Source organism: Streptomyces sp. NPDC102451, assembly GCF_044765485.1.
GTDB lineage: Bacteria > Actinomycetota > Actinomycetes > Streptomycetales > Streptomycetaceae > Streptomyces.
This window is the reverse complement of sequence record NZ_JBIWKD010000001.1, coordinates 389,851-402,936: the sequence shown is the minus strand read 5'-3', so window position 1 is coordinate 402,936 and position 13,086 is coordinate 389,851. Positions and strand designations below refer to the sequence as shown.

12 protein-coding genes are annotated in these 13,086 nt (G+C 72.1%); 6 read left to right on the top strand and 6 right to left on the bottom strand.

The features are described 5' to 3' along the window. Positions 1-58: 58 nt before the first annotated feature. Positions 59-763, bottom strand: coding sequence for a TetR/AcrR family transcriptional regulator (locus tag ACIRD8_RS01965; protein ID WP_403984984.1), 705 nt, complete (start codon positions 761-763; stop codon positions 59-61). 128 nt (positions 764-891) lie between these two features. Then, entirely contained in the window at positions 892-2,514 is a 1,623-nt protein-coding gene (locus tag ACIRD8_RS01960) for a DHA2 family efflux MFS transporter permease subunit (protein ID WP_403984982.1), read from the bottom strand. Between the two features lie 184 nt (positions 2,515-2,698). On the opposite strand from ACIRD8_RS01960, the gene panB reads away from it, so the two are divergent. From panB to ACIRD8_RS01945, 3 genes are all read left to right on the top strand, one after another. After that, positions 2,699-3,583 (top strand): 3-methyl-2-oxobutanoate hydroxymethyltransferase, encoded by an 885-nt coding sequence (panB, locus tag ACIRD8_RS01955; protein WP_403984980.1) that lies wholly within the window; start codon positions 2,699-2,701, stop codon positions 3,581-3,583. 121 nt (positions 3,584-3,704) lie between these two features. Next, positions 3,705-4,724, top strand: a complete 1,020-nt coding sequence (locus ACIRD8_RS01950) for an ATP-binding cassette domain-containing protein (RefSeq protein WP_403984978.1) — start codon at positions 3,705-3,707, stop codon at positions 4,722-4,724. Continuing rightward, on the top strand, positions 4,721-5,578 hold the full coding sequence (locus ACIRD8_RS01945; protein WP_403984976.1) for an ABC transporter permease: 858 nt from the start codon (positions 4,721-4,723) through the stop codon (positions 5,576-5,578). Before ACIRD8_RS01950 ends, ACIRD8_RS01945 begins: the two co-directional genes overlap by 4 nt. Positions 5,579-5,610: 32 nt before the next feature. Here ACIRD8_RS01945 and ACIRD8_RS01940 read toward each other — a convergent pair whose 3' ends face one another. Further along, positions 5,611-8,916 (bottom strand): BTAD domain-containing putative transcriptional regulator, encoded by a 3,306-nt coding sequence (locus ACIRD8_RS01940; RefSeq protein WP_403984974.1) that lies wholly within the window; start codon positions 8,914-8,916, stop codon positions 5,611-5,613. 123 nt (positions 8,917-9,039) lie between these two features. On the opposite strand from ACIRD8_RS01940, the gene ACIRD8_RS01935 reads away from it, so the two are divergent. Then, on the top strand, positions 9,040-9,852 hold the full coding sequence (locus ACIRD8_RS01935; protein WP_403984972.1) for a site-2 protease family protein: 813 nt from the start codon (positions 9,040-9,042) through the stop codon (positions 9,850-9,852). A gap of 196 nt (positions 9,853-10,048) precedes the next feature. On the opposite strand, the gene ACIRD8_RS01930 is transcribed toward ACIRD8_RS01935, so the two are convergent. Together ACIRD8_RS01930 and npdG are read right to left on the bottom strand one after the other, a co-directional pair. Then, positions 10,049-10,234: a hypothetical protein gene (locus ACIRD8_RS01930; protein WP_403984970.1), complete on the bottom strand. Its 186-nt coding sequence runs from the start codon at positions 10,232-10,234 to the stop codon at positions 10,049-10,051. A 95-nt stretch (positions 10,235-10,329) separates the two neighbouring features. Beyond that, the gene (gene npdG / locus ACIRD8_RS01925) at positions 10,330-11,040 is read right to left on the bottom strand and encodes an NADPH-dependent F420 reductase (protein WP_403984968.1); all 711 of its coding nucleotides are present in this window, start codon (positions 11,038-11,040) and stop codon (positions 10,330-10,332) included. Positions 11,041-11,160: 120 nt separating this feature from the next. On the opposite strand from npdG, the gene ACIRD8_RS01920 reads away from it, so the two are divergent. Next, positions 11,161-11,763: a hypothetical protein gene (locus ACIRD8_RS01920; RefSeq protein ID WP_403984966.1), complete on the top strand. Its 603-nt coding sequence runs from the start codon at positions 11,161-11,163 to the stop codon at positions 11,761-11,763. Positions 11,764-11,803: 40 nt separating this feature from the next. Here ACIRD8_RS01920 and ACIRD8_RS01915 read toward each other — a convergent pair whose 3' ends face one another. Then, on the bottom strand, positions 11,804-12,037 hold the full coding sequence (locus ACIRD8_RS01915; RefSeq protein ID WP_403984964.1) for a hypothetical protein: 234 nt from the start codon (positions 12,035-12,037) through the stop codon (positions 11,804-11,806). A 58-nt stretch (positions 12,038-12,095) separates the two neighbouring features. On the opposite strand from ACIRD8_RS01915, the gene map reads away from it, so the two are divergent. Next, on the top strand, positions 12,096-12,953 hold the full coding sequence (gene map, locus ACIRD8_RS01910; protein ID WP_403984962.1) for a type I methionyl aminopeptidase: 858 nt from the start codon (positions 12,096-12,098) through the stop codon (positions 12,951-12,953). Positions 12,954-13,086: the final 133 nt, after the last annotated feature.

Sequence of the window (13,086 nt, the reverse complement as noted above, 5' to 3'; positions counted from 1 at the left end):
GGATCCGGTGCGGAGGGTTCCGGCCGCGGGGTCGGTTGTGAGGCTCGTGACAGTACGCTCACGCCGGGGCGGCCGCTGGTTCCTCGGCTGTGACCTGCGCGTTCGCCGAATGCGGCGCGAGGCCCTGGAGGAGGGTCCGGATGATGCGGTCGGCCAGGTCCTCCGGCAGAGCCGCGTCGGGGCGGTGGACGGTACGGACCAGCATGGGCCCCAGGAACAGATCGTCCATGAGCTCCACGTCGAGGTCGTCGCGGAGCTCCCCGGCGTCCACCGCCCGCCCCACGGCGGCCAGCATCGCGTCGCGCCGGGGCCCGATGACGGTGGTCTGGTACTCGGTCCAGAGCCTGGGGTGCTTCTTCATCTGCACGAACACGTTGTGCAGGAGGGTGGAGGAGCGCTGGGCGAGACCGCGCGTCCGCATGGACTCCAGCAGGACGCGCAGATCGTCCAGGCCGGCCGTGCCGGAGACGGTGGGCTCGGCGGGCTCGATGTCGCGCAGTACGTCGACGAAGAGCTCCTCCTTGCCGCTCCAGCGGCGGTAGATGGTGGCCTTGCCGACGCCCGCGGTGCGGGCGACGCGCTCGATGGACAGGCCGTCCAGGGTCTCCCCCGACTCCAGCAGCTCCACGACGGCGTCCAGGATCGCCCGCTCCGCGGCCGCGCTGCGGGGGCGGCCGCGGCGAGGCTCCTGCCCCTGGCAGGGCGGGCCCGCGGCCGGGTCCTGCCCGGGGTCCTGCACCGGGTTCTGTGCCGCCTGCCGCACGTGGGCCGCCTCTCGCTGCGCCGTCCGCCGTCGCTGTTCGCCGTACGTCCGGTTCTCGGTTCGCCGTACGTCCGATTCTCGCCGACCGGCCGGGGAAGAGCGACACTCCCCCGGCCGGGGGCGGCGGATCAGGACTGGCGCGCCGGCTCCTCGGCTGCCTGCTGGACTCCGGCCGGCTCGCCCGGGTCCGGCTTCCCCTGCGCGGGAGCCCGGCCCGGCAGGAACGCGGCCACCACGGCCGCGCCGATCAGGGCGACCGCCGCCGAGCCGAGCGCGGTGACGTGCATCGCCCCGATGAAGGCGTCGTTCGCCGCGGCGACCAGCGGTTTGCCGGCCGGGCCCAGCTTCTCGGCGACGCCGAGGGTCGCCTCGATGGACTCGCCCGCGACGTCCCGCGCGGCGGCCGGTACGCCGTCGAGGTGGCCCTCGATGTCGCCCCGGTAGACCGTGGAGAGCACCGAGCCGAGTACGGCGATGCCGAGCGCCCCGCCGACCTGGCGGAACGTGTTGTTGATGGCGGAGCCCGAGCCCGCCCGCTCGCGCGGCAGGGCCTGCATCACGGCGACGGTGACCGGCGGCATGATGTGCGCCATGCCGGTGCCCTGGACGAAGAAGACCAGGCACAGCACCCAGAGCGGGGTGTCCGCGTCGAACAGCGCGAAGGCCGCGAGGCCGGCCGCGACGAGCAGCATGCCGACGGTGCAGACCGCCTTGGCCCCGAACCGGTCGACGACCAGCCGGGCGCGCGGCGCGAAGATCATCTGCGCGGCGGCGAGCGGCAGGATCAGCAGCCCGGACTCGAGCGCGGTGTAGCCGCGCACGCTCTGCAGGTAGAACGCGGAGAAGAAGGTGACGCCCATCAGCGCGAAGAAGACCAGCGCGATGGCGGCGACAGCGGCGGAGAAGGCGGGCTTGCGGAAGTAGGAGATGTCGATCGACGGGTGGGTGCTGCGCTTCTCGTGCCAGACGAAGCCGGCGAGCACCAGCAGACCGCCGATCAGCGGTGCGAGGACGGTGAGGTCGGTGAAGGAGGCGAGCTCGCCGCCGCGGATGATGCCGTAGACCAGCAGGACCAGGCCGACGATGGACAGGACGACCCCGAACGGGTCGACGCGGCCGGGGTCGGGGTCCCGGGAGTCGGGCACGAGGATCGCCATGGCGACGAGCGCGATGACCACCACGGGCACGTTGACCAGGAAGATCGAGCCCCACCAGAAGTGCTCCAGGAGCAGCCCGCCGGTGATCGGGCCGATCGCGATGCCGAGGCCGACGCTGCCGGCCCAGATGCCGATGGCCTTGGGCTGCTCGTCGCGCTCGAAGACGTTCATCAGGACGGCGAGGGTGGCGGGCATCACGAACGCCGCGCCGAAGCCCATCAGCGCGCGCCAGGTGATGAGCTCGCCGGGCGAGGTGGAGAGCGCGGCCAGGGCCGAGCCGATGCCGAAGACGAGGATGCCGGCCAGCAGGACCTTCTTGCGGCCGATGCGGTCGCCCAGGAGTCCGGCGGTGAAGAGGAGGCCCGCGAAGACGAGCGTGTACGAGTTGATCGCCCACTCGAGCTCGCTCTGGGTGGCGCCGATACCGGTCGGCGCGGGGCTGGCGATCGTCTTGACCGCGACGTTCAGGATCGAGTTGTCCAGAACGACGATGAGCAGGCTGAACATGAGGACGCCGAGGATGGCCCAGCGGCGGCGGTGGACCGCCTCCGGGACGCGGGGCGCGGCGGCGGGAGCGCCGGACGGTATGGACATGCGCCCGACCCTAGCCGACTTCCAATACGAGACCGTCTCGTATTGGAAAGACTTTACCCGGTTGCCGCGCACCGCTCACCGGGCGCGGTGGGCCCACTTCCCGGGAACGGTTCCGGGATGCCACCATGGAAGGGATCCGGGGACGCCGTCAGGGCGCCTCGAGATGACGAAGGAGCCGTTGGCCATGTCGCTTCAGGCTGCGCAGAACCAGTCCGCCACACCCGCGGGCCCCACTCCCGGCGCCGGCAAGGCGCTGTACGGGGGCAAGAGCACCCGCCGCATCACCGTCCACGACATCACCGCCGCCAGTGAGCGCGGCGAGAAGTGGCCGATGCTCACCGCCTACGACGCGATGACCGCGTCCGTCTTCGACGAGGCCGGCATCCCGGTCATGCTCGTCGGCGACTCCATGGGCAACTGTCACCTCGGTTACGAGACGACCGTGCCCGTCACCATGGACGAGATGTCCATCCTCTCGGCCGCCGTCGTACGGGGCACGAAGCGCGCCCTCATCGTGGCGGACCTGCCCTTCGGGGCGTACCAGGAGGGCCCGGTCCAGGCCCTGCGCAACGCCACCCGGCTGATCAAGGACGCCGGTGTCGGCGCGGTCAAGCTGGAGGGCGGCGAGCGCTCCCACGAGCAGATCCGGCTCCTGGTCGAGGCCGGGATCCCGGTCATGGGCCACATCGGCCTGACCCCTCAGTCCGTCAACGCGATGGGCTACCGCGTGCAGGGCCGCGGCGAGGAGGCGGCGCAGCAGCTGCTGCGCGACGCGAAGGCGGTGCAGGACGCGGGCGCGTTCGCCGTCGTCCTGGAGCTCGTACCGGCCGAGCTGGCCGCCGAGGTCACCCGCACCCTGCACATCCCGACCGTCGGCATCGGCGCCGGGCCCGACACGGACGCGCAGGTGCTGGTCTACACCGACATGGTCGGTCTGACCGGCGGCAAGGTCCCACGCTTCACCAAGCAGTACGCGAACCTGCGTCAGGTGCTCACCGACGCCGCCAAGGAGTACGCCGAAGAGGTCGTCGGCGGCACGTTCCCGGCGGCGGAGCACACCTTCCACTGACGCCCTCACGACCACTGCCGCACCACCGACAGCCCGCCGACTTCCCCCATCGGCGGGCTGTCGCCTGCTGTGGGCCCGCTGTCAGCGACATGTCGGTGACTTGTCGGTGACGGCTGGTCTGATGGTGTCCATGAAGCGACACGACAACAACCTCAGGGACGGCAGGAACGCCGTCGAGGTGCGAGGGCTGGTCAAGCACTACGGCGAGACCAAGGCGCTGGACGGTGTGGACCTCGACGTACGCGAGGGCACCGTCCTCGGCGTGCTCGGCCCCAACGGCGCCGGCAAGACCACCCTCGTACGCTGCCTGTCCACCCTGATCCTGCCCGACGCCGGGCACGCGGTCGTGGCGGGCTACGACGTGGTGAAGCAGCCCCGGCAGCTGCGCCGCACCATAGGCCTCACCGGCCAGTACGCCTCGGTCGACGAGAAGCTCTCCGGCTGGGAGAACCTCTACATGATCGGGCGGCTGCTCGACCTGCCGCGCAAGAAGGCCCGGTCCCGCGCCGACGAGCTGCTGGAGCGCTTCTCGCTCACCGACGCGGCGAAGAAGGCCGCGATGGACTACTCCGGCGGCATGCGGCGCCGGCTGGACCTGGCCGCGTCCATGATCGGCAGCCCTGCCGTGCTCTATCTGGACGAGCCGACGACGGGGCTCGACCCCCGTACCCGTAACGAGGTCTGGGACGAGGTGCAGCGCATGGTCGCGGAGGGGGCGACCGTGCTGCTCACCACCCAGTACATGGAAGAGGCCGAGCAGCTCGCCAGCGAGCTCACCGTGATCGACAAGGGCAGGATCATCGCGCGCGGCGGTGTCGACGAGCTCAAGGCGAAGGTCGGCGGCCGCACCCTCCAGATCCGGCCGTCGGACCCGGCCGAGCTGGCCGCGATGGCGCAGGCGCTGCGGGAGACCGGTCTCGACGGGGTCGCGGGCGCGCAGGCGGTCCCGGACGAGGGCCTGCTGTACGTACCGATCCTCAGCGACGAGCAGCTCACCGCCGTCATCGGCCTGCTGGGCACCCGGGGCTTCTCGCTGGCGCACGTCGCCACCGCGCTGCCCAGCCTGGACGAGGTGTTCCTCGCCATCACGGGCGACAAGGCCACCGTCACCGACACGATTCCCCAGGAGGTCGCGGCATGAGCACGACGACTCTGACGCCCACCCCCACCGACCCGGCCACGACCGCCCGGGCCACGGACCTCCACGACGAGGGCCGGATCGGGCTCCGGAACAACCTGCGGCACATCGGGGCGCTGGTGCGGCGCAATCTGCTCCAGATCAAGAAGGATCCGGAGTCGATGTTCGACGCGCTCCTGATGCCGGTCATCTTCGTGCTGCTGTTCGTCTACGTCTTCGGCGGCTCGGTCGGCAGCAGCCTGGGCGGTGACCGGCAGGACTATCTGAACTACCTGATCCCCGGCCTGATGGCGATGATGGGCATGAACATCGCCATGGCCGTCGGAAGCGGTGTCAACGACGACTTCCGCAAGGGGGTCATGGACCGGTTCCGGACGATGCCGATCGCCCGTTCCTCGGTGCTCATCGCGAAGATCGTGGTCGAGCTCGGCCGGATGATGGTCGCCACGCTGATCCTGCTGGGCATGGGCTTCGCGCTCGGCCTGGAGCTCCACGGATCGGTGCTGGGGCTGGTGGGGGCGATCGCCCTGGCCGCCGCGTTCGGCGCCGCCATCATGTGGATCTTCATCCTGCTCGGACTGACGATGAAGACGGCCCAGGCTGTGCAGGGGATGGGGATGATCGTGATGATGCCGCTCCAGTTCGGCTCCTCCATCTTCGCCCCGACGCAGACGATGCCGGGCTGGCTTCAGACGTTCACCGACTACAACCCGCTGTCCAACCTGGCCGACTCGGCCCGTGGCCTGATGATGGGCGGCCCGCTCGGCCACTCGGTCTGGCTGACGCTCGGCTGGACCGTGGTCATCACCGCGGTGATGGCACCGCTCGCGGTGTCGAAGTTCCGCAAGAAGTCCTGACGCACCACCGGGCGGCCGGGGTGGGTCACCGGCTAGTCGGCGTACGTCTCCGCGAGGGCGGTGGCCTCCTTCTGGGAGAGGCCGCCGCCCTCGGTGTACGCGGCCTCGTAGGCGGCGTCCCCGAGAACACCGCGGGCCAGCCCCTCGGCCGCGGCGACGTTGCTCCGCTCCAGCGACGTCGTCACGTGCTCGTCCGGCAGCAGCGCCGCTCCCGCGCCCAGCAGCCGCGCCGCGAGCGTGGCCCGCCGCTCACCGCCGAGCCCCGCCAGCGCCCGTGCCACGGTGACCAGGTGGAGTACGTGCATCTGCGGGGCCACCATCTGCGACAACCGGTCGTCGGCCAGGGCCAGCGCCTCCTGGCCGCGGGCCAGGGCATCCGCGTACAGCCCCTCCTCGTTGTCCAGCCAGGCGACGCCGCCCAGCACGAACGCCTCGAAGAACCCCATGGACGCGTCCCTGAAGTGCTCGTGCAGCACGGTCAGTTGCTCACGTGCCTCCACGGTCCGGCCGGACATGCCCAGATACATGGCCAGGAAGAACCGGGCGAACGCCGTCGCCTCGTGTCCCGCGTGCCGGCCCTCGGCCAGCACCTCCCGGAGGATCGCCTCGCCCTCCGCTCCCCGGCCGAGCTCCGTCAGCGCGGCGGCGTAGCGCGTACGGAGCACCAGCACCTGGGCCCGGGCGCCGAGCTTCTCCGCGTAGCCGATCGCCGCCAGGTAGTCCTCGGCGGCCCGGGCGCAGTCGCCCGTCTTCTCGTTGGCCTCGCCCCGTGAGGAGAGCGCCTCGGCCGCACCCCAGTCGTCGCCGAGGCGGCCGAAGATCTCCAGGCTCTCGTCGGCGTCCGCACGGGCGGCGGCCGCCCAGTCGGGCCGGTTGGCCAGCACGTTGGCGCGCATCTGGAGCGTGGTGGCCAGCTCCCAGTCGTCGCCGAGCTCCCGTGCGGCGTGGACCGTCTCGTCCAGCAGCTCCCTCGGGTCGGACACGTCCCCGGTGAGCATCACGGCGAAGAACCAGAGCATCCCCATGCTGCGGCAGGTCTGCGGCTGCCCGGCCCGGTAGGTGGCGGCGACGACCCGCAGCCGTTCCAGACCCGCCTTGTCGGCCCAGACGTCCATCGCGTGGTCCAGGCTCGCCATCCCCACCAGCGCGACCTGGCGCCGCGCCTCCTGGAGCAGCTCGGGGCCCATCGGCGGCGGCGCGTCGGTGCAGCGCTCGACGAGCGAGGGGGCGGGGCGGGCGGGCCCGGCGAAGGGGTCGGGGCCGAGCGCGGAGGCGGCCTCGGCCCATTGGAGGGCGTCGCTGCGCAGGTCCCGCATCTGCCAGTACCAGGCGAGCGAGAGCACCATGCAGAGCGTCTCCTGCTCGTCGCGGGCGGCCACGGCGTGCCGGAGCGCGGTGCGCACGTTCTCGTACTCGCGCTGGAGGAGTTCGAGGGCGGCGAGCTGTCCGGGGCCCCGCAGTTCGGGGTCGGTGGTGCGGGCCAGCTCCCGGTAGAACACGAGGTGCTGCCGTTCGACGGCGTCCCGCTCCTCCGCCTCGCCGAGCCGTTCGGCGGCGTACTCCCCGACGGTCTCCAGGAGGCGGTAGCGCATCCGGCCGTCCGCGGCGGGTGCGGCGACGACGAGGGACTTGTCGACGAGCGAGCCGAGCACCCCCGCCACGTCCTGCCCGTCCTGCAGCCGGTCCGCGCAGACGGCCTCCGCGGCGCCGAGGGTGCAGCCGCCGGAGAAGACCGACAGCCGCCGCAGGACGGTGCGTTCGTCCTCGTCCAGGAGGTCCCAGGACCAGTCGACGACCGCGCGCAGGGTCTGCTGGCGCGGCAGTACGGTGCGGCTGCCGCTGGTCAGCAGGCGGAACCGGTCGTCGAGACGGCCGGCGATCTGACGCGGGGTGAGCATGCGCAGCCGGGCCGCGGCCAGCTCGATGGCGAGCGGGAGCCCGTCGAGACGGTGGCAGATCTCGGCGCAGGCCGCCGCCGTCTCCTCGTCCGCGTCGACCCGGAAGCCGGACAGCGCGGCGGCCCCCCGGTCGGCGAACAGGCGCAGCGCCACCGGATCGGGCAGCGGGTCGACCGGCCGTACGAACTCACCCGGTACGCCGAGGGGTTCACGGCTGGTCGCGAGCACGGTGAGCCCGGGGCAGCGGGCCAGCAGATGGTCGGCGAGGGCGGCGGCGGCCTCGATGAGGTGCTCGCAGTTGTCCAGGAGCAGCAGTATGCGGCGCCCGGAGCAGCGTTCGGTGAGCCGGGCGAGCGGTTCGCCCGCGCCCCGCTCCGCCGCCCGGAGCTCCTCGGCGCCCGCCCCGCGCAGCACGGTCTCGCGGCCGCCGAGCGCGGTGAGGACGGCCTCCGGCACCGCCTCGGGGTCGTCGACCGGTGCGAGCTCGGCCAGCCATACGCCGTCCGGCCAGGCGGCCCGGTCGACGGACTCGGCCACCTCCTGGGAGAGCCTGGTCTTGCCCGCGCCGCCGGGGCCCAGAAGGGTGACCAGCCGGGCCCGGGTCAGGTCCTCGCGCAGGGCGGCGATGTCCGCCTCCCGTCCCACGAAGCTCGTGAGCCTGGCCCGCAGATTGCCCGCCGGCGCGACATGGGGGGCGGGCACGGGGGCCGGGGCGGGCGGGTCCTGGTGCAGCAGCCCCTCGTACAGGGCGCGCAGTGCGGGTCCCGGGTCGGTGCCGAGCCGGTCGGCGAGCAGGGTGCGCACCTCGTCGTACGCCGCGAGGGCCTGCGCGGTGCGTCCGGCGTCCCGCAGGGCCCTGATGCGGAGGGCCTGGAGGGGCTCGTCCAGGGGGTGGTCGGCGCAGAGCCCGGCGAGCTCGGGCAGCGCCTCGGCTGCTCGGCCCTGCGCGAGGGCGGCCGCGATCCGGGTCCGCCGGGCGTCCAGCCGCCTGGCCTCCCAGCGGGCCGCGGCCACGGCGCGGTCCGGCAGGTCGGCGAGGGCGGGGCCGCGCCACAGGGCGAGCGCGTCGTCGAGGACGGTGGCGGCCTTCGCCGCGTCACCCTCCTCCAGGGCCCGGGCTCCCTCGCCCGCGAGCCGCTCGAAGCGGTGCAGGTCCACGGCGTCCGGGTCGGCGGCGAGGCGGTAGCCGTCGGCGGCCGACTCGACGGCGTCGCGGCCCAGCGCGCGCCTGAGCCGGCCCACGAGGGCCTGGAGGGCGCCGGGGGCGTCGGCGGGCGGGTCGCCGTCCCAGACCTCGTCGACGAGGACCCCGGCGGGGACCGCACGGCCGGGCTGCAGGGCGAGCACGGTGAGCAGGGCGCGCAGCCGCGGCCCGCCGAGTGCGACGGCCGTGCCGTCGGCGCGGAGGGCGCGGGTGGTACCGAGGATGCCGTAGTGCACGCGCCCATTGTCCGTGACGGCTCCTCCCCCGGGGAACTGCCACCCGTCCGTGAGACGTTCTCGCCGTTTCACCCGTACGCTCGAGGGCTCCAGCCGCCGTCCAGCCCCTCAGGAGAGCCTGCGATGACCACCGCGTTCCGCCGACCCAGCGACCGGCGGGTCAGCCCGATCTTCCTCGGGATCGTCGCCGTCATGGCCGTCTCGGGCTGGGCGGTGTGGACGGACTTCGCCGAGCAGACCGGCTTCGCGGTCTTCCTCTTCGTCACCGCGGCGTGGATCGTCTCGCTCTGCCTCCACGAGTACGCGCACGCGCGCACCGCGCTGCACAGCGGTGACATCTCGATCGGGGCGAAGGGCTATCTGACGCTCAACCCGCTCAAGTACACCCACGCCCTGCTGAGCATCGTGCTGCCCGTGCTGTTCGTGATCATGGGCGGCATCGGTCTGCCGGGCGGGGCGGTCTTCATCGAGCGGGGCCGCATCAGCGGGCGCTGGAAGCACAGCCTGATCTCGGCGGCCGGCCCCCTGACGAACGTGCTGTTCGCGATCGTCTGCACGGCGCCGTTCTGGCTGGACGCCCTGGACGGCGTTCCGCTGACCTTCCGGTTCGCGCTGGCGTTCCTGGCGCTGCTCCAGGTGACGGCGGCCATCCTGAACTCGCTGCCCGTGCCGGGCCTCGACGGCTACGGCGTGATCGAGCCGTGGCTCTCGTACAAGGTCCGCCGTCAGGTGGAACCGTTCGCGCCGTTCGGGCTGATCGCCGTCTTCGCGCTCCTGTGGGTCCCGGAGGTCAACGGGTTCTTCTTCGACGGGGTGGACGCGCTGCTGCGGGGCCTGGGCGTCAGCGAGGTCGAGACGTACTGCGGGCTCGACACCTACCGCTTCTGGCAGGAGTGGTTCGGCGACCAGGACCCGGGCTGCGCGCTGATCCGCTAGGGCCTTTCGTTTGGATCAGGCCGGATCAGGGAGCGGGGTCTGGTGCCGTGCATCGCAAGGCGGAGGAGGGAGTCAACGCGGAGCGTTTGGGGTCTCCCCTGGTCGAGCGGAGCCGAGACCTTGGGGAAGAGTGACGACAACGCCGCGAGGTGCGGCACCAGGGCACGCGAGCCCGGCCTGATCCAAACGAAAGGCCCTAGGCCGCTTCGGCGCGGGATTCCGCCCGCTGCCGGCGCAGGTAGAACCACGCCATGTTGGAGGAGAGGCCGGCCAGCAGCACCCAGACGACGCCCGGCAGGATGCTGCCCTGGACGAAGGAGACCACGGCCGCGGCGACGGCGAGGACGCAGACGATGCTGGCGTAGAGAGCGAGGCGGGGCATGAGGGCTGGTGCTCCTGTCCGGGGATGGTGCGCGGTCCCGTCCAGTGTCCCTCATGCCCGTTTCGGCTCCGGGCAGGGCCCACCGGCAGCCGCTCCTACACGTCGGTGGTGCGCAGCCCCGCGTGTGCCTTGTAGCGGCGGTTGACGGAGATCAGGTTCGCGACCAGCGACTCCACCTGGTGCGCGTTGCGCAGCCGGCCCGCGAAGACGCCTCGCATGCCGGGGATGCGGCTCGCGAGCGCCTGCACGGTGTCGGTGTCGGCACGTGCCTCGCCCAGCACGAGCACATCGGTGTCGATCTCCTCGATCGTCTCGTCCTGGAGGAGCACCGCCGACAGGTGGTGGAAGGCCGCGGTGACCCGCGAGTCGGGCAGCAGGGCGGCGGCCTGCTCGGCGGCGCTGCCCTCCTCGGGCTTCAGGGCGTAGGCGCCCTTCTTGTCGAAGCCGAGCGGGTTGACGCAGTCGACGACGATCTTCCCGGCGAGTTCCTCGCGCAGTGATTCCAGCGTCTTGGCGTGGCCGTCCCACGGCACGGCGACGATCACGATGTCGCTGCGGCGCGCGCACTCCGCGTTGTCCGCGCCCTCGACGCCGTGGCCCAGCTCGGCGGCGGCGGCCTCGGCACGGTCGGCGGCGCGCGAGCCGATGACGACCTTCTGTCCGGCGCGCGCGAAACGGTAGGCGAGGCCACGGCCCTGGGGGCCGGTACCGCCGAGTACGCCCACGGTCAGGCCGGACACATCGGGGAGGTCCCAGGGGTCCTTGGCGGGGGGCTTGGGGGCGCTTCCACTGTCATTCGTAGTCATGGAGCCGACCCTACTGCCAGGTAGGGATGGCCGCTCCGGCCCGGCCCCACGCTTCCCGTTCGGGTGGATCGGAGGCGTTCGGGGGGTCACGGGGCCGGGACAGCGGCATGATGCCGGGCCATGGATGCCGTACGTGTCGCGTTGCTGCGTGAGGTGCTCGCCGGGACGGAGTGGCCGGAGGCGGCACGGGGGTTCGCCCGGACCCTGCGGTCCTCGGTCGTTCCGCAGGGCGGCGGGCTGCTGCTGGTGGGGACCGAGGTCTACGAGCCGTGGCACATGGCCGCGCACCTGGTGGACGAGTCGACGTGGTCGGGGCTGCCGCAGCTGCGCCCCACGCTCGTACGCCACCGGGTGGAGCCGGACGACCCGGTGCACCTGGCCGTGGGTCTGGGCCGGATCGAGGCGGCGGGGCGCGGTGAGACGCTGCTCGTGGTGGCGCCCGAGCAGCCGGACGGCGGCCTGCTGGAACGGGTGCACGACGCGCGGCGGGCCGGGGCGACGGTGCTCGCGCTGGACGGCGGCGACCCGGAGGTGCGGGGCCTGGCCCATGAGGCGCTCACGGTCTCCGACGGCGACGAGGTGGACCTGGACACGGTCCAGCACCTGGTCAGCGCGGCGGCGGGAGAGAACGGCGCCCCTTCTCCCCGGGGCCGCCGCACCTTCCGCGACCGCCTCTCCCGCCTGGCCGACCAGCTGACGGCGCCGCCCCCGGCCCGCTGGTGAGCGGCCACGGGCCGGGCATGCGGGACGTCGCGGATGCCGCCTAAGGCGTCTCGTCCGTGGGCTTGTCCGTGCGGTCGTGCCACTTCGGGTCGTTCTCCCACTCCAGGTTCCGCTCACGCGCCGTGTCCATGGCGTGCTGGGCCTCCCCCGGGGTGGCGTACGGGCCGAACCGGTCCTTGCCCGGGCACTCGGGGCCCTCCTCGACCTTCTTGTGTTCCAGGCAGTAGTACCATTCGCCCGGTTTGCCCACCGTGCGCTTCTTGAACAGGGCCATTGCGGGATCCTTTCCTCGTTGCCATGGTGCCCCGAGCACGCTGGTTAGACTCGCTGACATGTCTGGCCAGTCGCTTCTCGTACCAGGGGAGATCACTCCCGTCCGTTCCGTGCCCGGAAGGATCCGGCGCCCCGAGTACGTGGGGAAGCCCGCCCCCACGCCGTACACCGGGCCCGAGGTCCAGGACTCCGACACCGTGGAGCGCATGCGGATCGCGGGCCGTATCGCGGCGCAGGCGATGGAGGAGGCCGCCAAGCACATCGCGCCGGGGGTCACCACCGACGAACTCGACCGGGTGGCCCATGAGTTCATGGTGGACCGCGGGGCGTACCCGTCGACCCTCGGTTACCGGGGCTTCCCGAAGTCGCTCTGCACCTCGCTCAACGAGGTCATCTGCCACGGCATCCCCGACTCGACCGTGCTGCGCGACGGCGACATCGTGAACCTCGACGTCACGGCGTACATCGACGGTGTGCACGGCGACAACAACGCCACCTACCTCTGCGGGGACGTCGACGAGGAGTCGCGGCTGCTCGTGGAGCGCACCCGGGAGTCACTGAACCGGGCCATCAAGGCGGTGCGTCCCGGACGGCAGATCAATGTGATCGGGCGCGTCATCGAGTCGTACGCGAAGCGGTTCGGCTACGGGGTGGTGCGGGACTTCACCGGGCACGGGATCAACTCCTCGTTCCACTCCGGGCTGATCATCCCGCACTACGACAGCCCGCACGCGACGACCGTGATGCAGCCCGGGATGACGTTCACCATCGAGCCGATGCTCACGCTCGGGACCCATGACTACGACATGTGGGACGACGGCTGGACCGTGGTGACGAAGGACCGGAAGCGGACGGCGCAGTTCGAGCACACACTGGTCGTGACGGAGACCGGGGCGGAGATCCTCACGCTTCCGTAGCGCGCCGATTTTACCGACAGACGGTCGGGAACCTGTTGACTTAGGTATGCCTAAGTAGGAGGATCAGCATATCGGTGCGCGGCAGCATGTACAGCTGCTGCCGGTACATCCGTTTCTGTCCGGACTTCCCGTC